Source organism: bacterium, from assembly GCA_035419245.1.
GTDB lineage: Bacteria > Zhuqueibacterota > Zhuqueibacteria > Residuimicrobiales > Residuimicrobiaceae > JAKPUX01.
Map to the genome: position 1 here is coordinate 14,301 of DAOLSP010000008.1, position 24,194 is coordinate 38,494.

The following is a 24,194-nucleotide window of genomic DNA, read 5'->3' on the forward strand; positions in this document are numbered from 1 at the left end:
TGAGCGTCAGGCGGCGCGCTCCGTGCCGTACCATTTCCCGCAAAGATTTCCCTTGCTTTTCACTCCCCGCTTTGCTTATTTATGTTAAATATCCCGCCGCGTGCCCAAACAAGGAAGCCGTCCATGCTCCTGATCGCCAGCTCCTTCATCCCGGCCCTCTTCATCGCCGTCTTTTTCTATGCCATGGACAAGCACAAGGAGCCGCTCTATTACGTGGTGCGCGCATTCGCCGCGGGCATGTTCTCCATCCTGCTGGTGGTTCTGCTCTATATGATTCTTCCCCGGATCGAACTGATCCACGGGCCGGACCGCAACGCCCTCATCGATTCTTTTTACAATGCCGCCTTCAAGGAGGAACTGGCCAAGTTCGCCTTGCTGATGCTCTGCACCTACCGTGCACGCCATTTCGATGAATGGTACGACGGCATCCTCTACGGTGTGCTCGTCGGCCTGGGCTTCGCCTTCATCGAGAACATCAAATACTTTTACCGGTTCTATGATGATAACGGCTGGTACGTGATCGTCGGCCGGACGATCTTTTCGATGCCCCTGCATGCTTTGTTAGGCGGCACCATGGGCTATTTCGTCGGTAAATCCCGATTCACCCAGGGACCGGACCGGCTGCAGTGGCTGTGCCTCGCTTTTATCATCCCGGTGCTGGTGCATGGCCTTTTCAATTTCTCGCTGACGGTGCTGGTGATCGATCTCAAATGGCTCATTCTTCCGATCGTTTTTTTCCTCTGGATCCGCGTACTCACGTTTAGAAAAGTAACCCAGTCCGGCGCTTCCCCCGGCTGACGAGGCGGTTCACTAACCGAAATCATTCAAGGAGGTTCCCATGGCCGGCTTCGTGATCATGCTCCTTTTCATGGCCTTTATCGCACTGATGATCCTGCGCAGGAATCCTGCAACGGCGGGCGCGGCCAACGCCGCCGTCGGCAAGGCCAAACGATTGGGCGTCCCGGCTGTCGTGCTGCTCATCGCTCTGCTGCTGGTCTCGCAGTCGGTGGTGGTGATCCAGGCGGGCACTGCGGGAGTGGTCAAGCGCTTCGGCGCCGTCGAGGGGGAGATGGGGCCCGGGCTCCATTTCATCCTCCCTCTGATCGATCATGTCGTGGTCTTTCCGACGATCAAAAAGACCTATGAGGCTTCGGATATTCCGGAACAGAGCCAGGCCGATTATCCCGACATCATCATCTCGGCCCTGACCTCCGACGGTCAGCAGATCAAGGTGGGGATTACCGCCCGGTTCATGATTCAGCCGGGCAAGGCCGCCTGGATTCTGCAGAATCTCGGCACCGAGCGCGACTATGTCGAAAAGGTCGTCAAGACGGAAATCCGCGGCTCGGGCCGGCGCGTGCCCACCCGCTTCGCCGCCTATGACCTCTACACCAAAAAAAGCTACGAAGCCCAGCAAGCCCTTTTCGACGAGATCGCTCCCAAGTTCCAGGCCAATGGCCTCATCCTCGACGAACTGGTGCTGCGCAACATTACCTTCACCGATGAGTACGCCCGCACCCTCGAGGAGAAGCAGATCGCCCTGGAGAATATCTCCACCGAGCGCAACAAGATGGAGCAGGAAAAGATGCGCAAGGAGCAAAAGATCATCGCCGCCGAGGGGGATGCCCGCAGCATCGAGATCCGCCAGGCCGCGCTGACCAAGAATCCGACCATCATCCAGTGGGAGTTCGTCCAGAAACTGGCGCCGAACATTCAGTGGGGCATCCTCCCGCAGGGCGCGGTGCCGATGCTCAACATGCAGGGCTTTGGCGCCAAACCGTAACTCGTGCACTCTTCATTCGAGGTATTGTCATGGTCAATGAAAAGATCGAACAGGCGTTCGGCATTATGCAGGAGCAGGGGGTGGATCTCTGGCTCACCTTCGTCCACGAGACCGGCACCGCTCCCGATCCAGTGCTCGACCTCCTCGCCGGGGTTCATGTCGTCTGGCCCTCCGCCTTCATCCTCACCGCCTCCGGCAAGGCCCTGGCCATCGTCGGCAGCCTCGACGTGCACGGGGTACAGGATGCTGCCCCGCGCTATGAGGTCATCGGATACCGCGATTCGATTGCCGAGCCGCTCCTGAAGGTGCTCGACGAATTGCAGCCCGGCCGCATCGCCATCAACTACTCCACCAACGACATCATGGCCGACGGACTGTCGCATGGCCTCTATCTGATCCTGACCGATTATATCAAGGGGACGCCCTGGGCGAAGCGGCTGATTTCGAGCGAGGGGCTGGTGGCCGCGCTGCGCGGACGGAAATCTCCCTCCGAACTCAGCCGCATCAAGTCGGCGATCCGCGAGACCCTCGACATCTATGAGCGGGTGACCGCCCATGTGCGGGTGGGCATGAGCGAGCAGGAGGTGGCTGCTTTCATCACCGACAGGATGGAGGGAAGGGGGCTCACACCCGCCTGGGAGGCCGACCATTGCCCCTCGGTCTTCACCGGTCCCGATACCGCCGGGGCCCACGCCGGTCCGACGGCGCGCCGGATCGCGCCCGGCCACATTATGAACACCGATTTCGGCGTGCGTTATGAGGGGTATGTCTCCGACCTGCAGCGCACCTGGTATTTCCTGCGGCCGGGCGAGCATCAGGCGCCGCCGGAGGTACAGAAGGGTTTCGACACCATCTATGGCGCCATTCAGGCCGCGGCCGCGGCGCTCAAGCCGGGTGTGGAAGGATGGACGGTCGACCAGGCGGCGCGGCAATATATTGTCAACGCCGGTTATGAGGAGTTTCCGCACGCCCTCGGCCATCAGGTCGGCCGCAGCGCCCACGACGGCGCCGGACTGCTCTGTCCCGTTTGGGACCGTTACAAGAAGCTTCCCTTTCTCAAGGTGGAGGCTGGACAGGTTTACACCCTCGAGCCACGGCTGACGGTGCCGGGCCATGGTGTGGTGACCATCGAGGAGATGGTAGTAGTGTCGGGGAGCGGCTGCGAATTTCTCTCCACGCCGCAGACCGCACTCTGGGTGGTTTAGCGTACGTTGCGCCGCTGCGGGCGGTGGCGGACCCCATACCTTGATGATGAAGGGGCTTGCCCTTCTGCAGAAACACCCCGGCGGCCTGGCCGCCGGGGTGTTTTTATTGCCAGATCGGGGAAATAATTCTGCATTTTCGCTGCAAATCCTCTATTCTTATACAAGTAAATCCCTTTCCTGGCATCCCTTGAAGCCATCCTTTGGAGGTAGTGGCACCATGAAGCGCTGTGCAGCCCTTACCCTTTATGCCCTGTCGATCCTGACAAGTCCCCTGGCCCTCCACGCCCAGGAGGCGCCTCTTGCCGCGGCCGCCGATTCCGCCGCCTTCGCCCTGCAGAAGGGCGCCGCCACGACCGCGCCGGTTGTCGCCTACCAGGGTTTTCTCACCGACAATAACGGTAATCCGGTGACCGGAACACTTCCGGCTCAGATCAGCATCTGGTCTGAGCCGCTCCTCGGGACCAAGCTCTGGCAGGAGGATCACAATCTCGATGTCTATCAGGGTTATTTCACCGCCGAGCTGGGACGCACCATCGAGCTGCCGCGCACAGTCTTTGAAGGCGCCGCGCGCTGGATCCAACTGAGCATCAGCGGCGAAACCCTGACCCCGCGCAAGGAGCTGCTCAACGTCCCCTTCAGCCTCTATGCCGCTAATGCCGGCGCCCTCGGCCAGATCCCAGCCGATCAGTTCTACACCAAGGGGCAGGCCAATGAAGCCGCCAGCAACCAGATCGATGCCGCCAAACTCGGCGGCAAAAAAGCCGCCGACTTTTACGACCGCTATCAGCTCGACGCCGGCTACGTGCCGCGCGGCGGCGTCAACAGCGTCACCGGCGAGATGATCGTCGACGGCTCGATCCAGCGTGCGGACATCGGTTTTGCACTCGGGAGCGGTACCATCACCGCGGTCGCCCCCGGCAGCGGCCTGAGCGGCGGCGGCACCAGCGGCAGTGTCGCACTCGCCCTGGCGCCGGAGTACATGAGTGGCCAGGCCTATGACGCCCGCTTCGTCCGCCGCGACGAAGCCGCTTCGGTGGGCAATGCGATGCTGCGTGACGGCAGCGTTACCTCCGCCAAGATCGCTGACAATTCGATCCAGGCGGCGGATCTGGGCTTCCCCGTCGGCACCGTTACCGCTGTCGTGGCGGGCGCGGGCCTCAGCGGCGGCGGCACCAGCGGTCCGGTCACCCTGGGCCTGAACAGCAACTATCAGAGCGGCACCGCCTTCGACAGCCGCTTCGTGCGCAAGGGCGAGGAGGCCGTGATCACCAGCGCCATGATCAAGGACGGCGAGATCACCGGCGCCGACGTCAAGAATAACTCGCTCACCCAGGAGGATCTCGCCTTCAATATCGGCGATATCACCGCCGTCCAGGCCGCTAACGGCCTCACCGGCGGCGGCCTGGTCGGCGATGTGACCCTGCAACTCGAGCCGGCCTACCGCGACGGCTCCGCCTACGACAGCCGATTTGTGCAGAAGGGCCAGCTCGGCGCGATCACCGGCGGCATGATCCTTGACGGGACCATCGAACCGCGCGATCTCGCTTTCGCGGCGGGCGACATCACCAGTGTCACCGGTATGAGCGGGATCACTACAACCACATCCGGCCTGAGCGGCGATGTCGTCTTGCGCCTGGATGACAATTACATCTCCGGGGCGGCTTATGACGGCCGTTTCCTCAACAAAAACCTCATCGGCGGCGTCACCAGCCAAATGATCGCCGACCTCGGTGTCCAGCCCGGCGACCTGGCGGACAACATCATACAGCCGCGTCATTTCGGCAATACCTTCACCATGAGCAAGACCTACACGGGCGGGCCGGTCTTCAGCGTCGCCAATTTGGCCTCCGTCAACAGCTGGGGCCTGGAGGGGAGCGGCCTCACTGGCGGGGTGCGCGGCGCCAGCGCGACCGGGACCGGCGTTCTGGGCGTCGGTGCGCTCTACGGCGTACATGCCCGGCTCGAAGGACCAACAACCGCCAACAGTTATGCCCTTTTCGTCGAAGGGCGCGCGTTCTGCACCAACGGCGGCTGGGGCGACGTGGCGGAGAACCTCAAAAGCCGCGAATCCCTCACGGCGGGCGACGTCGTGGTCATCGATCCCTCCGGCACCCATCAGCTGATGCGCTGCCGTACCGCGTACGATACCCGGGCAGCGGGGATCATCTCGACCAATCCGACCCTGGTCGTCGGCACCCTGGTGAACAGCGGCGGCTATCCTCTGGCCCTGAGCGGTGTCGTGCCGTGCAAGGTGTCTGCCGCCAACGGCGCCATCCGTCCCGGCGACCTGCTGACCACCTCGGATCTGGCCGGCCATGCGATGAAGGCCGCCGAGATCCGCCCGGGAACGATCGTGGGCAAGGCGCTGGAGGGGCTGGCTTCGGGCACCGGAGTCATCCAGGTCCTGGCGACGCTGCAATAAGCCGGAAGGGAAATGAACGCGAGCTTGTCTGGGCTCTGGCTCCCGCCCGGCGCGCAGCTCCGGCTCCCGCCGGCTGCTGGGCTCGACTGCTTTGTTGAAGGAGTGATATGAAACACCCGATCTGCCTGATCATTCTGATGGCCGCGCCGCTGCTGCTGCAGGCCGGTCCCTATACCCTGAAACGCGACGGCTTTGTCAGTGCCGGCGGACGGGTGGCCTCTACCCGCTATGCTGCAGTCACCGCCGCGGGGCGGCCGACCTTCAGCGGCATGGAGAGTCCGGGATTCAGCGTGGGCCCCGTGACCGCTGTCGCGCTTCCGCCGGGTCCGGTGCCCGCCTCCTTTGCGCTGGCCCAGAACTATCCCAATCCATTCAACCAGTCGACCACCCTGAGCTGGCAGCTGCCGGTGGCTGCTGAGGTCCGCATTACGCTCTACTCCTTGCGGGGAGAGGAGGTGGCGCTGCTCTACGCCGGCCGCCAACCCGCCGGTCTCTACCGTCTGAGTTGGACCGGGAACGACGCGGCGGGGCATCCGCTGCCGAGCGGTCTCTACTTCGTCCATTTTACAGCCGGCGGCCGCCGCCAGGTCGTCAAGGTGACCCTGGTCCGATGAACGGAGCTTGCATGCTGGTCGAAACCCTTATTACCGGGCCCCTCGAGGAAAATTGCCACATCGCCATCGAACCGGATAGCCGGGAGGCTGCTATCATCGATCCCGGAGAGAATGCCACAGAGATTCTTGCAGCGGTCGAGTCAAGGGGGGTGATCGTCCGGCATATCCTGCTGACTCATGCCCATTTCGACCATATTGGCGCGGTTGCGGCGGTGCAGACGGCCACGGGGGCGAAGGTCTTGCTGCACCGGGCGGAAGCGCCCAACCTCGAGCGGGCCGCGCTCCAGTCCGCTTTCTTCGGCTTTCCGCCGCCGGAGCCCTTCGCCGTCGACACCTGGCTGGAGGGGGGGGAGGTCATGGCCATCGGCACGCAGCGGCTGCAGGTGCTCTTCACACCGGGGCATTCGCCCGGCGGCTGCTGTTTTTACAGCGCCAGCCAGCTCTTCTCAGGGGATGTGCTCTTCCGCCAATCCATCGGCCGCAGCGATCTGCCCGGCGGTGACGCCGCGCAGCTGCTGCATTCCATCCACACCCTCCTTTTCCTCCTTCCGGATGAGACGGTGGTCCACCCGGGGCATGGGGAGTCGACTACCCTTGCCCTAGAGAAACAATCCAATCCCTTTATACGCCAGTAATTGGGTCTGCGCCCGGCTGGGTGCGAGAGCTCAACCGGGTTGACGCGAGTGTTTTATCGGGTCGGCGCGAAAGCCTGGCCGCGTGGGGCGGCCTGCGGTGCGCCGCGGCCGCACGGGAAAATCTCCTTGCAAGTTAGCCCAAAAATGGTTAAACTGAAGCGCGAAAATGGGCGCCGTGGTGGACTGCTCCTGCTGCGGCGCGGATTAAAACATGGAGGTACTATGGCGGAACCCATCGGACTCGAACACGCGGTCGTCGTGGTTCGTGAAGATGAGTGCAAGGGCTGCGGCCTCTGCATCGAAGCCTGTCCCGAGGGAGTCTTGTTTGAAGAAAAACACCTGAATCACCTGGGTTACCATCCCACCGCATACAAGGGTGAGGGATGCACCGGCTGCAGCATCTGTTTCTATCAATGCCCCGAGCCGGGCGCCATCACCATCTACAAGAAGGGGTATGTCGGCGAGGAGGTGCGGTGATATGGCCAAACAACTGATCAAGGGGAACGAAGCGGTGGTCAAAGGGGCCATTCTGGCCGGCTGCCGCTTTTATTTTGGCTATCCCATCACCCCCGCCTCCGAGGTAGCCGAGGCGGCGGCCTACTACATGCCCAAGGTGGGCGGCACCTTCATTCAGGCCGAGAGCGAAGTGGCGGCGATCAACATGGTCTACGGCGCGGCCTCGGCCAATGTCCGGGTCATGACGGCCTCTTCCTCGCCCGGCATCAGCCTGAAGATGGAGGGCCTCTCCTATTGCGCCGGGGCGGAACTGCCTTTCGTCCTGGTCGATGTCATGCGCGCCGGCCCCGGGCTTGGCAATATCGCCCCGGAGCAGGGCGATTACAACCAGATCATCAAGGGCGGTGGCCACGGCAATTACAAGGTGATCGCCCTGGCGCCCAACAGCGCCCAGGAGATGTGCGATCTCACCATACTCGCCTTCGACCTGGCCGACCGTTACCGGATTCCCGCCGTGCTTCTGGCCGACGGTTTTATCGGTCAGATGGAAGAGCCGGTCGAGTTTCCCGAAGCGCGGACCGCCTTGCCGGAGAAGCCCTGGGCTCTTCATGGCGAGGCGGCCGATGAAAATCGTCTCATCACCTCCATCAACCTCGAGCCGGAGTTGCTCGAGCAGCACAACATCCATCTCCAGAATAAGTACGCCGAAATCGCCCGCAATGAAACCCGCTACGAGGATTACCACACCGAGGACGCCGAACTCATCATCATCGCCTACGGCGTAGTCTCGCGCATCGTCCAGACCGCGGTCGACGATCTGCGGGCGGCGGGCAAAAAGGTGGGCATGATGCGTCCTGTCAGCCTTTGGCCCTTCCCGAGCGTCCACATCGCCGACCTCGGCGACCGGACGAAACAGTTCCTGGTCGTCGAGCTTTCGAACGGACAGATGGTGGATGATGTGCGCCTGGCGCTGAATGGCAAGCGGCCGGTCCACCTCCACAACCGGATGGGCGGCATGGTTCCCTCCCCCGAGGAGGTCCAGGCCCGGGTGTTGAACCTACTGGAGGCATGAGCGATGGCTGAAAAAGTTCTCAAAAAATCGGCAAGTTTTTTTGATACCTACGATCGCAATCCCAGCCCGAACAAGGAGGTAACCCATTACTGTCCAGGCTGCGGGCACGGGGTTTTGCACAAGCTGATCGCCGAAGCGATCGATGATTTCAATATCCGTGAGCGCACCATTTTTTGCAGTCCGGTGGGCTGCAGTGTCTTCGCCTATTATTATTTCCGGACCGGCAACATCCAGTGCGCCCACGGTCGCGCTCCAGCGGCGGCGACGGGTGTCAAGCGGACCCACCCGGAGTGCATCGTCATCAGCTATCAGGGGGATGGCGATCTGGCGGCCATCGGCACCGCCGAGATCGTCCAGGCGGCCAACCGCGGCGAAAATATCACGGTTTTTTTCGTCAACAACGCCATCTATGGCATGACCGGAGGTCAGCTCGCCCCGACCACGCTGGTGGGCCAGAAGACGACCACTTCGCCCTACGGCCGCAATCCCGGCAACGAGGGATATCCGATCAAGGTGGCCGAGATGATCTCGACGCTCGAGGCACCGGTCTATGTCGAGCGGGTGGCGATTACCGATGCCAAGAATACCGCCCGGGTGCGCCGCGCGGTGCGCAAGGGGCTGCAGAATCAGATGGACAACCGGGGATTTTCGCTGATCGAGGTGCTTTCGGTCTGCCCCTCGGGGTGGAAGATGACCCCGGTGCAGGCCAAACAGTGGCTCAGCGATTATATGATCAAGCAATTCCCGCTCGGGGTCTACCGCGACCGTACCGAAGAGGTGCCGTCGCGGGAAGTGACGCGCCATGTGTTTCATGTCGACGGCATCCGCGAGGCCCTCGATCTGCCCGTCACCCACGATACCACGATCAAGACCGAACCGCCCGCGGCCGAATTCCGGGATCCGCGGATCAAGCTGGCCGGTTTTGGCGGTCAGGGGGTGCTGATGCTCGGGCTGATGCTGGCCGAAGCGGGGATGCATGCCGGTTACAATGTCTCCTGGATCCCCTCGTATGGCCCGGAGATGCGCGGCGGTACGGCCAACTGCCATGTCAATCTGTCGCATCGCCGCATCGGCTCGCCGACGGTTTCACGGCCGACCCTCCTGGTGGCGATGAACCTGCCCTCCCTCGAAAAGTTCGAGAATGAGGTCGTGCCCGGCGGACTGATCCTCTACGATACGGCCATGATCAGCCGGCCGCCGCAGCGCACCGATGTCAAGGCGGTGGGCATTCCGGCTTCGACGATCGCCGATGAACTGGGCAACACCCGCGGGGCCAATATGGTCATCCTTGGAGCCTACATCGCCCTCTCCGGCATCCTGCCCAAGGAGGCCATCTTCGCTGCGATGCCGACGCTGATCAAACGGCAAAACCTGATACCGCTCAACAAGCTGGCGGTCGAGAAGGGAATGGAATTTGTTCGTAATTTGCGGGGTTAAGACAAGCGCGTGACCGATTCGCAGCGTACGTCCAGTTCCTTGAAGCAGCGCCTGTTTCATGACCTCTTGCCATTCGTGGCCAAGCCAGGCCGCTATATCGGCAATGAATTCAATATGATCCGTAAAGATCCGGCTGCGGTGGCGGTACGTATCGCCCTGGTCTTTCCGGATGTTTATGAGGTCGGCATGTCCTATCTGGGCTATCCGATCCTCTATCATCTTCTCAATCAGCAGCCGCATTTCTATGCCGAGCGCGCTTTCGCGCCCTGGATGGACATGGCGGCGCAGATGCGGGAAAAGGGCGTGCCGCTTTTTTCGCTCGAGACCTTTTCACCGCTGCGGGATTTCGATCTCATCGGCTTCACGCTGCAGTACGAGCTGAACTATACCACCATCCTCGAGCTGATCGATTTGGCCGGGTTGCCGCTGCGGGCGGCGGAGCGCCAGGACGGCCCCCTGGTGGTCGGCGGCGGTCCTTCGGTTTTCAATCCCGAGCCGGTGGCCGATTTTTTCGATCTCTTCGTCATCGGCGATGGCGAGGAGGCGGCGCTCGAACTGGCAGCCACGATCGCGCAGGCCAAACAGAACGGCTGGGCGCGGGGGGAAACGCTGCGCCACTGTGTGCAGATACCCGGGGTATACATTCCGCAGTATTATCAACCGATTTCGAACGAGGCCGGCGCCTTCGCCGGTCTGGAGCCGCTGCATGCGGAGGCGCCGCGCCGTATCCGCAGCCGCATCGTCTCCAGCCTGCCGCCCGGCAATTACAGCGACCGCCCGCTCGTCCCCGTCATCACCACGACACACGATCGCGTCTCACTCGAGATCGCCCGGGGCTGCTCGCGCGGCTGCCGCTTCTGCAACGCCGGGATGATGTACCGCCCGGTGCGCCAGCGCCCCGTCGAGGATCTCACCAGGCAGGCGGTGGCGGGCATTCGCAACACGGGCTACGATGAGGTCTCGCTGGTTTCGCTCTCGACCTCCGACTATGAGGAACTCGGGCCGCTGATGCAACGGCTGCAGGCGGAGCTGGGGCGTAAGATGGTAAACATCTCTTTCCCCTCGCTGCGCCCGGAGAAGTTCACCCCTGAAGTCGCGCGTTTTGCCAAAGGGGTGCGCAAATCGGGACTGACGCTGGCGCCCGAAGCGGGATCGCAGCGTTTGCGAGAGGTCATCAACAAGACCACCACCGCGGCGGATCTGCTCCGCGCCGTCGAGCTGGCCTTCCAGGAGGGCTGGCAGGTGGTCAAACTCTATTTCATGATCGGTCAGCCGACCGAGACCGATGCGGATTTGCAGGGGATGGTCGATCTCATCGACCAGGTCGTCGCTCTGGCGCGGCGCTGGAAGGGCACCCGGATCAATATCTCGGTATCGCCCTTTGTGCCCAAACCGGGCACACCGTTCCAGTGGGCCGCACAGGACAGCCCCGGGGAGACCCGGCGCAAGCTCGCTTTTCTGCGGGAACGCCTCTGCGACAAGCGGATCAAGCTCAGCTGGCGCGATGCTGAGGTGGCGCAGATCGAAGGAGTCCTGGCCCGCGGCGACCGGCGGCTGGGGCGGGTTATCGAACGCGTCTGGCAGGCGGGGACGACCCTCGAAGGATGGTCCGAGAATTTTCATTACGAAATCTGGCTGCAAGCCCTTGCCACGGAAGGACTGCAGCCGGAAGTGTTCACAGGGGGGTACCCCCTGGATGCGCCGCTGCCATGGGCTCATCTCGACAAGGGGGTGACAACCAGGTTTTTACAGGATGAGTACCGGCGGGCCCTTGGGCAGGAGGTGACGCCCGACTGCCGCGACGGCCAGTGCAACCGCTGCGGACTGATGGGACAGCCGGTTTGCCAGCAGATCCTCAAGGGGGAAAAAGCCTTTCGCAGCGGCACCCTGCTGCCGACGCCGCAGGCGCAGGCCTCCGAAACCGCGCCGCTGCCGCATCCGGCTCCTCAGCCCGAAGGCCGCTGGGTGCGTTTGCACTACCATCGGGGTGAAGAGGTGCGCTGGATTTCGCATCTCGATTTTATCCATGTTCTTGAACGGGCGCTGCGCCGCGCGGAATGGCCGTTGGTCTACAGCGAGGGATTCAATCCTCATCCGCGTATCTCTTACGGGCCGCCGCTGCCCACCGGACATATCAGCCGGGCCGAATACATCGACCTCATGGCCGCTGCGGAGGAGATTGGTTCCTGCGTCGCCGCCCTGGCGGCGCAGCTGCCCGCCGGAATCCGCATCCATGAAGCCCTGCTCCTGCCGGCCAAACCCCGCGCTCTGGCGGACGAAATTGTTCGCGCCGTTTGCCGGGTGACCTGGCCTACACTGGCTGGACCCTTGGATTTGACCGCACGCATCAGCGCCCTTCTGGAGCAGAAGGAACTCCTGGTGACGCGGTATAAGGAAAAAGAAGCCCCCCGCATCCTGGACATCCGGCCCTTTCTTCTGGAATTAGCCTGGCAGGAGGGGGCTTTGCAGATCGTAAGCCATGTCGATCACGGCAAAACCGTGCGCATGGAGGAAATTATCAGCCTGCTCTTCCCTGACGAGCCCAACCGCGCGCGGCTGGCTTCCATCGAACGGGTGCACCTGTGGATGGAGAGGGAAGGCGAATTCATCTCCCCCCTCGCGGTAGTGGAGAGCGGCATCAGAGTGTAAAGAAATGAGGAACCATGAAAAAGGACATCATCATCAACATCGGCATCGGCGAATCGCGCGTCGCGATCCTGGAAGACGGCCACCTGGCGGAGCTCTATCTCGAAAAACCTGAAAATGAACGCATGGTGGGGGACATCTACTACGGCAAGGTCGCCAAGGTGATCAAGGGGATGCAGGCGGCTTTCGTCAATATCGGTCTCAACCAGGATGCTTTTCTCCATTTTTCGGATGTCAGCGACAATCTTACGGCCTTCAACCAGCTCTTCCCGCAGGAGGAGGCCCGCAATCGCGGCGGCCAAACCAGCCAGCGCCAGCGCCACCGCAGCCGCGATTTCAACGAGCCGCAGCTGCGCCAGGGCCAGCCGATTCTGGTTCAAGTGACCAAAGAGCCGATCTCCAGCAAGGGCGCGCGCGTCACCACCGAGATCTCCCTGCCCGGCCGCTTTCTCGTCCTGATCCCCTATAACGACATGATCGGCGTGTCGCGCAAGATCACCAACCGCCGCGAACGCGCGCGCCTCAAACAGATCGGCCGCGCCATCAAGCCCGAAGGCTTCGGGCTGGTGATCCGCACCGTCTCCGAGAACCGGGACGAAGCCGCGTTGCGCGCTGACCTCGAGGATCTTGTCCGGATGTGGGAAACGCTGACGGACAAGGTCAGGAAGAACACCCCGCCGCTGCTCGTTCACAAGGATATGGACGTCCTCTCCAGCGTCATCCGCGATCTCTTCACCAACGACGTCTCGCTGCTCGCCGTCGACAACAAAAAGATGCACAAGCAAATCGTCAAGTATGTGCGCGATGTGGCGCCCGCTCTGGTCGATCGCACCGAGCTCTATACCGGGCGCGTCCCCATCTTCGACAAGTACGGGATCGAGACCGAGATCACCCGCAGCCTGTCGCGCAAGGTCTGGCTCAAGAGCGGCGGCTATATCTTTTTCGACCACACCGAGGCGCTGGCGGCCATCGATGTCAACAGCGGCCGCTTCATCGGCAAAAAGGACCACGATGCCAACAGTCTGCGCATCAACCTCGAGGCGGCGCGGGAGATCGCCCGGCAACTGCGCCTGCGCGATATCGGCGGCATCATCATCATCGATTTCATCGACATGGTCGAGGAGAAGAACCGCAAGCGGTTGCAGGAGGAATTTCTGCGCGAACTGGAGCTGGATCGCGCCCAGGTCAATGTAGCGCCGATCTCACAGTTTGGCATCATCGAGATGACGCGCGAACGCATCCGCCCGGCCCTGCTCTTCACCCTGAGCGATCCCTGCCCCGCCTGCCTTGGTACCGGGCGCGTCCTCTCCAAGACCACCACCATGGCGCGCATCGAACGCTGGCTTATGCGTTACCGCGCCGAGAAGGGCGATCGCAGCCTGCAGCTGGTGGTCAATCCCGAGCTGGCGGCTTACCTGAGCTCCGGTTACCGCAGCCAGATCCTGCGGCTGAGCTGGAAGTACTGGACCCGCATCAAGTTGATCGGGGACGAGAATGTGGCGATGGACGAGTTCCGCTTTCTCAGCAAGGATGGCCAGGAGGATCTGACCAACAAGTATTTCAGCTGAGACGCCCGGCTTTGGCCCGGCCCTGGCTCTGGCGCCCATCCGAAGGCGCCGACCTGGCCTTGGCACCCTTACGCAGGCTGAATTTGCACAATCCGCTTGACAAAAAGCAAAAGAATTATTATATTTAATGCCTTTTTGGATTTGAAAACTATTTACAGCACGGAGAATTCTGCATGTACGCGATTATCGATATCGCCGGCGCCCAGTTCCACGTAGCCCAGGACGACAAGATCAACGCCCCGAAGCTGGCCGGCGAGGTGGGTTCGACCATCGAACTCGAAAAAGTCATCCTGCTGTCCGGTGAGAATGGCGAGGTCAAAGTCGGCAAACCCTACGTTGACGGCGCCAAGGTTCAGGCGACCATCCTCGGCCATGGCCAGGATAAAAAGGTCCAGATCTTCAAAAAGATCCGCCGGGAAGGGTACACCCTGTTCAAGGGACACCGTCAGCAGCACACCACTCTGAAAATTGAAGCAATCATTGGATAAGATCGGGCCGCTGCCCGTTCGATTCTAGGAGGAAGAAATGGCGCATAAAAAAGGCGTGGGCTCTTCGCGCAACGGTCGCGACAGCAACCCGCAAATGCTCGGCGTCAAGCGGTACGATGGCCAGGTCGTCACGGCTGGCAGCATCATCGTGCGCCAGCGCGGCACCCGCATCCACCCCGGCCTGAATGTCGGCAAGGGCTCCGATGATACCCTGTTCGCCCTCAAAACCGGCACCGTGAAATTCACCACGCACGGCAAAAACAAAAAGCGGGTCAATATCATTCTTTAGGACCCGACTTATCTCTTCAAGCGCGATGACCATCGCGCTTTTTTTTTACTCGGCCGGCGCGTTTCTGTATACCATCAGCAAGCGGGCGTAATGATGCCGTAATTCTGTTGACAATCGCTCGTAAACTTGCTATCTTGTTATTATTCGCCATATTTTTTAGCTCAGCCCGAGTTTCGCTAACCTCGAGCGATGGAGGCACGCATGCTGCAGCAAGAATTGGACTTCTATGAACGCCATCAATGGGCGCTCCAGCCCTTCCAATCGTTTGCAGCCTTGCTGCAGAAAATGCAAAAACTGGCTGCTGACTACACCGGCGACCAGCCGGATTGGCAAAAACAGGAATGGATCCTCAATCTCCATCTGCTGGGTTGTGCTTCTGCTGATATTCTGGATGATTACCTGACCTCCGGCGTCCGGGACTGGTCCAAGGTTGAGGACTATGTTGCCGCCCTGGGAGGGGTAGTACGGCTGATCCGCCGAAGTTCTGAACTCTACTGCAGCACGATCAAACAGTGGCGGGACCGCCCCTTGAGCCGGTGGCGGCATGCGTGGGGCGAATTTCTGATCTTTCTGGCGCAATCGCTGGTCGATCACCCTGTCCCGGGTGCTGATCTCGCTGCAGAGGTGCAGAGCCGCTTGCACACCCTGTCACGGCAGCCGTTTCCCGCCAGGCTGCAGCGGATGCGGCTGCGCATACCGGCGGCCTACCGCTCCCAGGATTTGACGCATCATGATATCATCGCCCTTGGGGAAAAATATCTCGAATCCCTGCCCCCGGCAGGGGGGGCTTGTCTTGTGGTCGGCTTACGTACGGCCGGCTCCTATTTTGCCCCGATGCTCGCCGGCTATTTGCGGAGCCGCGGCTTGCAGACCTCCTATGTCACCATGCGCCCCAAATCCTACATCCATCCTCGGGATAGAAAGCTGTTTACCGTGAACACCAGGGGCAAGGACCGGATCCTTTTCGTCGATGAGCCGGTTGGCACCGGAAAAACCGTCCTCAAGGCGATCGCGATGCTGGCCGGATTCGGAGTCAAACCCGGCCAGATGGTCATCCTGATTCCGAGCCATCCGGCCAACGGCCAGTGGCTGGATGAGACCATGCGGATCCAGCTCGGTGAGGTACAAGCGCTCACCCTCGAGCCGCCGGAATGGTTCAAGCGGAAACGCCTCGCCCTGCCGGAAATTGAGCGCGCCATCGCCCCCTATTTCCAGGCTCCCGCCCTTGTGACGGTTCGCGTCAGAGAGAGTGAGGAAACCGGTCGGATCAACCAGGCCCTGAGCCTCAATCCGGAAGGAGCTTTTCATGTCCGCCTGAAGAAGGTGGTCGACGTGGACCTGGAAAGGCCGGGGGGAGGGAACAGAACAACCCTCCGGCTGCTGATTAAAAGCGTCGGCTGGGGCTGGTACAGCTACCATGCCGCATTGGCTGGGGCGCGTCTGCAAGAATTTGTGCCGGAAGTCTTTGGTGTACGCGATGGCCTGATGTATTGCCGCTGGCTGGAGACCGGTCCTGGAACGAAGGACTCCCCTGAGGAAAAAGAGGCGTTCGTGCAGCGGATCTCCGACTATATCGCTGCCCGAGCGACGAGGCTGCGCCTGGAGGAGGATCCCGCCCGTTTCATCAGCAGCTACCGTGAGAGCGGCCTGCAGTCCGTCGCGATCGTGCTGAGCCGGGTCTTCGGTCCACAGATATCCATTCTGAAACGCGGCTGGGTACGGAGGAAACTGGAACAGCTGGAGTGTCCGGTTCCGGCGCTGATCGATGGCCGGATGGGCCGCAGCGAGTGGGTGGGCGATCCCCGCGAGCGCCGCAAAGCCGACTTTGAGCATCACGGTTTCAGCAAAACCGCCTCCCACAACATCGCTGATCCAGCCTATGACCTCGCCAGCGCCATCGTCGAATTCGGGATCAGCGGGGATCGACAGGAGGCGTTCATCAACAATTATATCGATAAATCCGGTGACCGCGAGATCCGCCGCCGTCTGATCTATTACCAGATTTATTGCGGCAGTGAGGGGATGGAGATAGCCTCAGGACAGCTGAGCAGGATGGAATATGCCGCACAGTACCCGGAACTGAACAACCGTCACCTGCAGATGTTCTCGGGGCTGGTCTCCGACACCAGTCACACTTTTTCGAACCTCTGCCATGGGACACCGGTCAAGGAGTGGCGGCTTCCGCTCTTCGTCATGGACTGCGACGATGTCATGGACAAAGGCATCTTCGGCTTTCCCTCCACTACGGCGGCCGGAGTCAAGGCGCTCTCCCTGTTGCGGACTCATGGCGTCTGCGCCATAGTCAATACAGCGCGCAGCCTGGTTGATGTGCAGGAATATTGCCGGATCTACGGCTTCCCCGGCGGCATCGGCGAATACGGCAGTGTGATCTGGGATGACCTTGAGCAAAAAGCGATCGCACTGGCCTCGGAAGCGGCGCTGGACCAGCTGGAGCGGCTTCGGGCGGCCTTGAAAGCGATCCCCGGGATCTATCTCAACTCGAATCATCACTATTCGATCAAGGCCTTCAGCTATGGAAAGTCGCGTACGCTTCCCCTGCCCACGGCCATGATCGGTGAACTCTTCTCCAGGTTGAATCTCGACGAACTCAAGGTTAAGATCTCCCATCTCGACTTGTGCGTACTGGATAAATCGGTGGACAAGGGGCAAGCGCTCCTGAAGCTGATGGCACTCAAAGGCTTTACCAACGGCCGTACGGGCTCGGTCGGCGATACGGAATCGGATTTTCCCATGCTCCGTGTGACCAGTCAGGGCTTTCTGGTCAACAACAGCGATGCTGAATTGAAACGCAAGTCACGCGGGCACGCCATCGAGGTCGTCTCCCACTCCTTTCAGAAGGGATTGCTGCAGAGCGTGATCCTGTTTCTGCACCCGGAGGAACGCAAGCCCTGCGACCTGTGCCAGGCCACCCTCAGGGAATTGGAGAATCGCGATGGGCTCCTGTGGCAGCTGGCTGAGATCGCCGATTGGCCTCGCTGGCGGCATCTGACTCACGCCTTCGACCGGACCTTCCTGGAGCCTTTTACCAGTTGACAAAGCTGCTTGCTTGACCTGCGCCTACCAGTATCTGATTCGCCAGCGTTGGGCTTGCTCGTTCGAACAATCAAGGGAGTACCATGAGAACAAAGACCAACCTGGGGATCGGGCTGCTGGTAGCGGGGATGCTATCGTGGGGCGCAATGCTCCATGCGCAGACGCCCCAACTCTATATCAATGAATTCCTTGCCTCCAATTCTAAGCTGAATCTTGATCCGGACTACAAAGCCTACGCGGATTGGATCGAGCTCTACAACGCCGGAGAGACCCGGCTGCAGCTCGCCGGCTACAGCCTGACGGACAACCTCTCCCAACCCGCCAAGTGGACGTTCCCGGCCAATACCTCGATTGCCGCCAAATCCTTTCTGGTGATCTGGGCCGATGACCGGAATACCGGCCTGCATACCAATTACAAACTCGCCGCCGAGGGTGAACAGATAGGGCTTTTCGACTATACCCAAAAGCTGATTGATTCGCTCTCCTACGGCCAGCAGACCACCAATGTCTCTTATGGCCGCTATCCTGACGGTCAGGGAAGCTGGCGTTACTTCAGCACGCCGACGCCGGGGGCGGCCAACCTCGTCCAGCCCTTCGAAGGGATTGTCTCTGATCCGGTTTTTTCGCAGCCCGGGGGCTTTTACCGCGGGGAGCAGAGCATCACCCTTTCCCACGACGGCACGGCCGAGTCCATCCGCTATACCACCAGCGGCGCCGCACCTTCCGATACGGCAGCGCTCTACACCGCCCCCATCCGGATTTCCCGGACCACCGTCCTGCGGGCCCAGGCCTTCCGCAGCGGCAGCCTGCCCAGCCGCGTCATCACGCGCACCTTCTTCATTGACGACTCCAGCACCCTGCCGGTGGTATCGCTCTCCACCGCTCCGGAGAACCTTTGGGATGACCGGACCGGCATCTATGTGGTCGGCACCAACGGCGTAACCGGCTATTGCATGAATACCCCCTGCAACTGGAACCAGGATTGGGAGCGGCCGGCCACCCTCGAGTATTACGACGCCGTGGGGCAGCTCCGCTTCCAGCTGGATGCGGGGATCAAGATCGGCGGCGGCTGCACGCGCAAGTACCCGCAAAAATCCCTGGCGGTCTACGCCCGCAGTATCTATGGCAGCAGCAAGATCAATTATCCGCTTTTTCCGGACAAGAAAAGCGAGAGTTACAACAACCTCGTCCTGCGCAATAGCGGCCAGGACTGGTACCGGACCCTCTTCCGCGACGGCATGATGCAGCTGCTGGTCAAGGACCGCATGGATATCGACTGGCAGGCTTACCAGCCTGCGGTGCTCTTCATCAATGGCGTCTATTGGGGCATCCAGGATCTCCGGGAGAAACACAATGAGCATTATCTCGAAGCCAATTACGGGATCGATCCCGATCGCGTCGACATCGTCTCGGATAACGGCGAAGTTCACGAGGGCTCCGCGACCCTGTACAAGGAGCTGATCAATTTTGTGAGCGCTCATAACCTGGCGGAGAAGGCCAACTATGACCAGGTCCGGTCGCAGATCGATATCGATGAGTACCTCAATTACCTCATCGCCGAGATCTATTTCGCCAATATCGACTGGCCCGGCGGGAATATTAAATTCTGGAGGGAGTGGGGAGCGGGTCATAAATGGCGTTGGATCCTTTTCGATACCGATCTCGGCTTCGGGGCGCATCCACAGGGACAATATGACAGCAATACCCTGGCCAATGTCACCTCTCCCGTGGAGACCTATTACGCCAATCCGCCCTGGTCGACGCTGCTGATACGAAAGCTTTTAGAAAATCAAGAGTTTCGCAATCATTTTATCCAGCGTTTTGCGGGCCACATCCAGACCACCTTTGCGCCGGCGCGCGCGATCGCGCGGATCGACAGCCTCACCGCCCTGATCGCTCCCGAGATCCCCCGGCACAAGCAGCGCTGGCCGGCTTCGCTCTCTTTCGGCGCCACCTGGGAGGCGCAGATCGAGATCACGCGCGAATTTGCGCGCAAGCGGCCGCAGCATATGATGGCCCACCTCAAGGATAAATTCATGCTCGCAGGCACCGCAGCGTTGGGCGTCGAAGCCAATGATTTCAGGATGGGCCGGGTGAGCATCGAGGGTGTAACCCTGGCCGACAGCCAGACGATTTCCTATTTTACCGGCATTCCACTTACCTGTGCGGCGCTGCCGGCCAAGGGGTATCGTTTCGCCGGCTGGCATGGCCTTTCCCAGACGACAGAGGATACCATCCAGATCACCCTGAACATGCCCGGCAAATTGCGCGCCATCTTCTCCCCTGAGGCAGTCGGCGTCGGCCGCAAGCCGGCTGTGGCGGCCGGCTTCACCCTGATGCAGAATTACCCCAATCCCTGCAATCCGGCGACCACAATCCGCTTCCGGCTGGAGCGTTCTGAAACCGTAACCCTGATAGTTTACGACCTGCTGGGTGCCGAACAGGCGGTATTGCTCCGGCAAGAACTCGCGGCGGGAGATCACCGCGTCGCATTCAACGCGGCTCATCTGGCGAACGGGACTTATTTCATTACCCTGCAGGCGGGGGAAGAGCGGCAGGTGCGGAAGATGGTGGTGGCGAAATAGGGTTCTGCGGTCGGTCGCATAATAGAAAATACTACAAAAAGCATGCCATGCTTTCGAAATAGGACTTGACTCTTTAGGGGTATTGTCCTATATTAATTGGAGGTCGCCGCCACAGCCGAGTGGGCACGAGAGCATCCGGAGCGCGGGTGGGGCCTCGGTGGGCGCGAGAACCCGGGCTGGGCCGGCCGGGAGCCCGGACGGCGTGGCGCGTGCTTCCGCAAGGGGCCGGGTGGTGGAGGCGTCCAAGCTACTTTTCCCTTTCGACGCGCTGTCCTGCCATTTCCGGCGGCGGATTCACGCAGGGGCGTCGTAAAAGGGCATTTTTTTGCAGAGCGGGGATAAATCAGGAGCAGAGCATGCAGTTCACCCCGGAAGAAGTCGAGCGCATTGCCGCCCTCGCCAAACTCAGCTTTTCGGCAGAGGAAAGGGACCGGGTCATCGCCGGATTCAATCAGATGATCGCCTATGTCAGCAAGCTTGACGAACTGGATCTTTCCGGCGTGGAGCCCGCAACGCATCCCCTGGACTCCGGCGCACCGCTGCGGGCCGACGAGACCGTACCCTCGCTGCCGCGTGAGGCGGCCTTGCGCAATGCTCCGGCCAGTCATGACGGCTTTTTCAGCGTGCCCAAGGTGATTGGAGGGCAGAATGAAGAAGCATAGCACCTGCGTTTGGAGGTCCCGGTGAGTTTGCGCAAGGCGGTCATCATTCCGGTGCGCTATGCTTCCTCGCGCTTCCCTGGCAAACCCCTGGCCCTGATCGCCGGCAAACCGATGATTCAGCGTGTCTACGAGCGGGCGGCGATGGCGAAGGGCTTTGACCACCTGTGCGTCGCCACCGATGACGCGCGCATCTTCGATGCCGTCGCTGCTTTTGGCGGTCGCGTGGTCATGACCCCTGGCGACCTCGCCTCCGGCACCGATCGCGTCGCCTGGGTCGCGCGCGATCTCGATGTCGAGGTCGTGGTCAACCTCCAGGGGGATGAACCCCTCATCGATCCCGCCGCCCTCGAGCTGGTCGCGGCGACCCTGCTCTCCGATGATGCGGCGGTAATGGCCACCCTGGCGCGGCGCGTTGATGATGGCGCGGAGCTTCTCGGCCACGACACGGCGCGGGTGGTCATCGATCGCACGCAACGCGCCCTCTATTTCAGCCGCGCCGCCATTCCCTTTGTGCGCGATGTCCGGGAGGTACGGGAGTGGGCCAGTCTGCATCCCTTTTACGACCAGATCGGCATTTATGCCTATCGCAAGCCTTTTTTGCTGGGTTATGCCTCGCTGCCGGCCTCGCAGCTGGAGCAGGCCGAAAAACTCGAGCAGCTGCGCGCGCTCGAAAACGGGTATATCATCAAGGTCGGATTGTGCGATTTCCGGCCGGTCTGCGTCGACCTGCCGGAACACATCACAGCGGTCGAACGCCGGATCAAGGAGATGGAAGATGCTCAATAAGGGACACACCAAATACATCTTTTTTACCGGCGGTGTGGTTTCAAGCCTCGGCAAGGGCATCTCCGCCGCCTCGATCGGCCGGCTGCTCAAGGCGCGCGGCTACAGCGTCACGATCATCAAGCTCGATCCCTATATCAATGTCGATCCCGGAACCCTCTCGCCCTTTCAGCACGGCGAGGTCTATGTGACCGATGACGGCGCGGAGACCGATCTGGATCTCGGGCACTATGAGCGCTTCATTCACACCAATATGAGCCGCCGCAACAATACCACTACGGGCCAGATCTATTACACCGTCATCACCCGTGAGCGCCGCGGCGATTATCTCGGCAAGACCGTTCAGGTGATTCCTCACATCACCGATGAGATCAAGCGCCGCATCCTCGCCGTCGGCGAGGGCGAGGTTCCTTACGATGTGGTCCTCATCGAAGTGGGCGGGACGGTCGGCGATATCGAGGGGCAGCCCTTCCTTGAGGCTATCCGCCAGTTCACCCTTGAGCAGGGCCATCAGAATGTGATGAATGTCCATCTCACCCTGGTGCCCTACATCCGCGCCTCGGGGGAGATCAAGACCAAACCGACCCAGCATTCGGTGATGAAGCTGCGTGAAATCGGACTTCAGCCCGACATGCTTCTCTGCCGCACCGAGGTGCCCATCCCCAAGGAGGCCCGAGAAAAGATCGCCCTCTTCTGTTCGCTGCCGGCCGAGATGGTCTTTGAGGCGCGCGATTGTGATACCATCTATGAGCTGCCGCTGCTCTTCGAGGAGGACGGCGTGGGCGACCGTGTGGTGGCGCGTTTGGGCCTCGAGCCCTGCGAACCGGATCTGGCGGGATGGAAGACCTTCGTCCGTAAAGCGAAGGATCCTGCCGGATTCGTGCGTATCGCCATCTGCGGTAAATACACCAATCTCAAGGATTCCTACAAGAGCATCATCGAGGCTTTCATCCACGCCGGTGTCGAGAATGACGCCAAGGTCGAGCTCAAGTGGCTCGATTCCGAGGAGATCGAGGCCAAGGGCGCTGAACGCTTCCTCCAGGATATCTCCGGTCTGCTCATCCCCGGCGGCTTCGGCGAGCGCGGCATCGAGGGCAAGATTGCAGCCATCCGCTTCGCCCGCGAACACCAGATTCCCTTTTTCGGGATTTGCCTGGGGTTGCAGTGCGCGGTGATCGAATTCAGCCGCAGCATCTGCGGACTCGAGGGTGCCAACAGCACCGAGTTCGACCCGGCCACGCCCCATCCGGTCATCGATCTGATGGCGACTCAGGTCAAGGTGGAGGAGAAGGGAGGCACGATGCGGCTGGGGGCCTACCGCTGCCTGCTCGAACCCGGCACCCTGGCGCACAAAGCCTACCGGAACGGCGAGATCACGGAGCGCCATCGCCACCGCTTCGAGGTCAACAACAGCTATGTGGAACAAATGACCCAGCAGGGACTGACGGTAGCCGGCCGCAATCCGGAGACCGGTCTGGTGGAGGTGATCGAACTGCAACGCCATCCCTGGTTTGTGGGGGTGCAGTTCCACCCCGAGCTCAAGAGTCGGGTGCTCGCGGCCCATCCCCTTTTCCGGGAGTTCGTTGCGGCCGCACTTGACTACAAGCTCAGGATGCTCACCATCGATAACAAGGAATTTGTGCATGAAGACGATTAAAATCGGTGCTATCCGCATTGGTCCGGAGGAACCCCTCGCCCTGATCGCCGGACCCTGCGTCATCGAGAGCGAAGAACTGGTGCTGCGCACCGCCGAGCGGGTGCAAAATATCGCCCGGAAACTCGGCATGCCCTACATTCTCAAATCCTCCTACACCAAGGACAACCGCTCCTCTGCCAAATCCTTTCAGGGCTTTGGGCTGCACGAGGGGTTGCGCATCCTCGACAAGGTGCGCAGCATCCTGGGGGTGCCGGTCCTTTCGGATGTGCATAATGAGCAGGAGGCCACCGTGGCGGGTGAGGTGCTCGATGTCATCCAGATCCCGGCCTATCTTTCGATGCAGACCTCTCTGTCGCTGGCGGCGGCGCGCACCGGCAAGGCGATCAACATTAAAAAGGGCCAATTTCTCGATCCCATGGACATGAAGAATGTCATCAAAAAGATCGAGGAGGAAGGCAACGAGAACATCCTGCTCACCGAGCGGGGCACTTTTTTCGGCTATCACAATCTGGTCATCGATTACCGCAGTCTGCCGATCATGCGGAGTTTGGGTTATCCGGTAGTGATCGATCCGACTCATGCCATCCGCGTCTACGGGATCTCTTCCAGCGATCCGGCGGGGGGCAATCCCCACTTCGTGCCGGCGTTGACGCGGGCGGCTTTGGCGGCCGGCTGCGAAGTCCTCTTTGTCGAGACCCATCCCAACTGCTCCGAAGCCCTCTGCGATGCAGCGAGCATGTGGCCGCTCGATCGTCTCGAGCATCTGCTGATTCAGGCAAAACGCATCGACGACCTGCGCCGCGAACTGGAGGCGAAGTATCCTGCCTGACCGTGACGA

General features: G+C 61.0%; 19 protein-coding genes. All 19 read left to right on the forward strand.

Annotated elements, in window-relative coordinates; translation table 11 throughout:
• Positions 1–123: 123 nt before the first annotated feature.
• The 19 genes from PLH32_11030 (at position 124) to kdsA (ending at position 24,185) form a co-directional block, all read left to right on the forward strand.
• Positions 124–798: a PrsW family glutamic-type intramembrane protease gene (locus tag PLH32_11030; protein ID HQJ65134.1), complete on the forward strand. Its 675-nt coding sequence runs from the start codon at positions 124–126 to the stop codon at positions 796–798.
• Positions 799–838: 40 nt separating this feature from the next.
• A complete protein-coding gene (locus PLH32_11035) occupies positions 839–1,783 on the forward strand; it encodes a prohibitin family protein (GenBank protein ID HQJ65135.1) in 945 nt (314 codons plus the stop codon).
• Between the two features lie 29 nt (positions 1,784–1,812).
• On the forward strand, positions 1,813–2,988 hold the full coding sequence (locus PLH32_11040; GenBank protein HQJ65136.1) for a M24 family metallopeptidase: 1,176 nt from the start codon (positions 1,813–1,815) through the stop codon (positions 2,986–2,988).
• 217 nt (positions 2,989–3,205) lie between these two features.
• On the forward strand, positions 3,206–5,410 hold the full coding sequence (locus PLH32_11045) for a hypothetical protein (GenBank protein HQJ65137.1): 2,205 nt from the start codon (positions 3,206–3,208) through the stop codon (positions 5,408–5,410).
• Between the two features lie 107 nt (positions 5,411–5,517).
• Positions 5,518–6,024 carry a FlgD immunoglobulin-like domain containing protein gene (locus PLH32_11050; protein HQJ65138.1) on the forward strand — a complete coding sequence of 169 codons (507 nt, stop codon included), beginning with the start codon at positions 5,518–5,520 and terminating at the stop codon, positions 6,022–6,024.
• Positions 6,025–6,035: 11 nt separating this feature from the next.
• Positions 6,036–6,659 (forward strand): MBL fold metallo-hydrolase, encoded by a 624-nt coding sequence (locus tag PLH32_11055; protein ID HQJ65139.1) that lies wholly within the window; start codon positions 6,036–6,038, stop codon positions 6,657–6,659.
• Between the two features lie 222 nt (positions 6,660–6,881).
• A complete protein-coding gene (locus tag PLH32_11060) occupies positions 6,882–7,136 on the forward strand; it encodes a 4Fe-4S binding protein (protein HQJ65140.1) in 255 nt (84 codons plus the stop codon).
• A gap of 1 nt (position 7,137) precedes the next feature.
• Positions 7,138–8,187 carry a 3-methyl-2-oxobutanoate dehydrogenase subunit VorB gene (locus tag PLH32_11065; GenBank protein ID HQJ65141.1) on the forward strand — a complete coding sequence of 350 codons (1,050 nt, stop codon included), beginning with the start codon at positions 7,138–7,140 and terminating at the stop codon, positions 8,185–8,187.
• Between the two features lie 3 nt (positions 8,188–8,190).
• A complete protein-coding gene (locus PLH32_11070) occupies positions 8,191–9,624 on the forward strand; it encodes a 2-oxoacid:acceptor oxidoreductase family protein (GenBank protein HQJ65142.1) in 1,434 nt (477 codons plus the stop codon).
• A 9-nt stretch (positions 9,625–9,633) separates the two neighbouring features.
• Positions 9,634–12,273, forward strand: a complete 2,640-nt coding sequence (locus tag PLH32_11075; protein HQJ65143.1) for a TIGR03960 family B12-binding radical SAM protein — start codon at positions 9,634–9,636, stop codon at positions 12,271–12,273.
• A gap of 14 nt (positions 12,274–12,287) precedes the next feature.
• Positions 12,288–13,838 carry an Rne/Rng family ribonuclease gene (locus tag PLH32_11080; GenBank protein ID HQJ65144.1) on the forward strand — a complete coding sequence of 517 codons (1,551 nt, stop codon included), beginning with the start codon at positions 12,288–12,290 and terminating at the stop codon, positions 13,836–13,838.
• 173 nt (positions 13,839–14,011) lie between these two features.
• The gene (rplU, locus tag PLH32_11085; GenBank protein HQJ65145.1) at positions 14,012–14,326 is read left to right on the forward strand and encodes a 50S ribosomal protein L21; all 315 of its coding nucleotides are present in this window, start codon (positions 14,012–14,014) and stop codon (positions 14,324–14,326) included.
• Positions 14,327–14,363: 37 nt separating this feature from the next.
• Positions 14,364–14,615, forward strand: coding sequence for a 50S ribosomal protein L27 (gene rpmA / locus PLH32_11090; protein ID HQJ65146.1), 252 nt, complete (start codon positions 14,364–14,366; stop codon positions 14,613–14,615).
• Between the two features lie 201 nt (positions 14,616–14,816).
• Complete coding sequence (locus PLH32_11095) at positions 14,817–17,669, forward strand: HAD hydrolase family protein (protein ID HQJ65147.1); 2,853 nt, start codon at positions 14,817–14,819, stop codon at positions 17,667–17,669.
• A gap of 83 nt (positions 17,670–17,752) precedes the next feature.
• Positions 17,753–20,254 (forward strand): CotH kinase family protein, encoded by a 2,502-nt coding sequence (locus PLH32_11100; protein HQJ65148.1) that lies wholly within the window; start codon positions 17,753–17,755, stop codon positions 20,252–20,254.
• Positions 20,255–20,610: 356 nt separating this feature from the next.
• Complete coding sequence (gatC, locus tag PLH32_11105; protein HQJ65149.1) at positions 20,611–20,916, forward strand: Asp-tRNA(Asn)/Glu-tRNA(Gln) amidotransferase subunit GatC; 306 nt, start codon at positions 20,611–20,613, stop codon at positions 20,914–20,916.
• Between the two features lie 21 nt (positions 20,917–20,937).
• The gene (kdsB, locus tag PLH32_11110; GenBank protein HQJ65150.1) at positions 20,938–21,702 is read left to right on the forward strand and encodes a 3-deoxy-manno-octulosonate cytidylyltransferase; all 765 of its coding nucleotides are present in this window, start codon (positions 20,938–20,940) and stop codon (positions 21,700–21,702) included.
• Complete coding sequence (locus PLH32_11115; protein HQJ65151.1) at positions 21,692–23,356, forward strand: CTP synthase; 1,665 nt, start codon at positions 21,692–21,694, stop codon at positions 23,354–23,356. The genes kdsB and PLH32_11115 overlap by 11 nt, the downstream gene beginning before the upstream one ends.
• The gene (kdsA, locus tag PLH32_11120) at positions 23,343–24,185 is read left to right on the forward strand and encodes a 3-deoxy-8-phosphooctulonate synthase (protein HQJ65152.1); all 843 of its coding nucleotides are present in this window, start codon (positions 23,343–23,345) and stop codon (positions 24,183–24,185) included. The genes PLH32_11115 and kdsA overlap by 14 nt, the downstream gene beginning before the upstream one ends.
• The last annotated feature ends 9 nt before the right edge of the window (positions 24,186–24,194 follow it).

Coding starts and splice junctions, on each gene's coding strand:
- gatC (HQJ65149.1), top strand. CDS start 20,611: ATGCAGTTCACCCCGGAAGAAGTCGAGCGCATTGCCGCCCTCGCCAAA.
- PLH32_11035 (HQJ65135.1), top strand. CDS start 839: ATGGCCGGCTTCGTGATCATGCTCCTTTTCATGGCCTTTATCGCACTG.
- kdsA (HQJ65152.1), top strand. CDS start 23,343: ATGAAGACGATTAAAATCGGTGCTATCCGCATTGGTCCGGAGGAACCC.
- PLH32_11065 (HQJ65141.1), top strand. CDS start 7,138: ATGGCCAAACAACTGATCAAGGGGAACGAAGCGGTGGTCAAAGGGGCC.
- PLH32_11045 (HQJ65137.1), top strand. CDS start 3,206: ATGAAGCGCTGTGCAGCCCTTACCCTTTATGCCCTGTCGATCCTGACA.
- PLH32_11030 (HQJ65134.1), top strand. CDS start 124: ATGCTCCTGATCGCCAGCTCCTTCATCCCGGCCCTCTTCATCGCCGTC.
- rplU (HQJ65145.1), top strand. CDS start 14,012: ATGTACGCGATTATCGATATCGCCGGCGCCCAGTTCCACGTAGCCCAG.
- PLH32_11055 (HQJ65139.1), top strand. CDS start 6,036: ATGCTGGTCGAAACCCTTATTACCGGGCCCCTCGAGGAAAATTGCCAC.
- PLH32_11060 (HQJ65140.1), top strand. CDS start 6,882: ATGGCGGAACCCATCGGACTCGAACACGCGGTCGTCGTGGTTCGTGAA.
- rpmA (HQJ65146.1), top strand. CDS start 14,364: ATGGCGCATAAAAAAGGCGTGGGCTCTTCGCGCAACGGTCGCGACAGC.
- PLH32_11080 (HQJ65144.1), top strand. CDS start 12,288: ATGAAAAAGGACATCATCATCAACATCGGCATCGGCGAATCGCGCGTC.
- PLH32_11095 (HQJ65147.1), top strand. CDS start 14,817: ATGCTGCAGCAAGAATTGGACTTCTATGAACGCCATCAATGGGCGCTC.
- PLH32_11115 (HQJ65151.1), top strand. CDS start 21,692: ATGCTCAATAAGGGACACACCAAATACATCTTTTTTACCGGCGGTGTG.
- PLH32_11040 (HQJ65136.1), top strand. CDS start 1,813: ATGGTCAATGAAAAGATCGAACAGGCGTTCGGCATTATGCAGGAGCAG.
- PLH32_11070 (HQJ65142.1), top strand. CDS start 8,191: ATGGCTGAAAAAGTTCTCAAAAAATCGGCAAGTTTTTTTGATACCTAC.
- PLH32_11100 (HQJ65148.1), top strand. CDS start 17,753: ATGAGAACAAAGACCAACCTGGGGATCGGGCTGCTGGTAGCGGGGATG.
- PLH32_11050 (HQJ65138.1), top strand. CDS start 5,518: ATGAAACACCCGATCTGCCTGATCATTCTGATGGCCGCGCCGCTGCTG.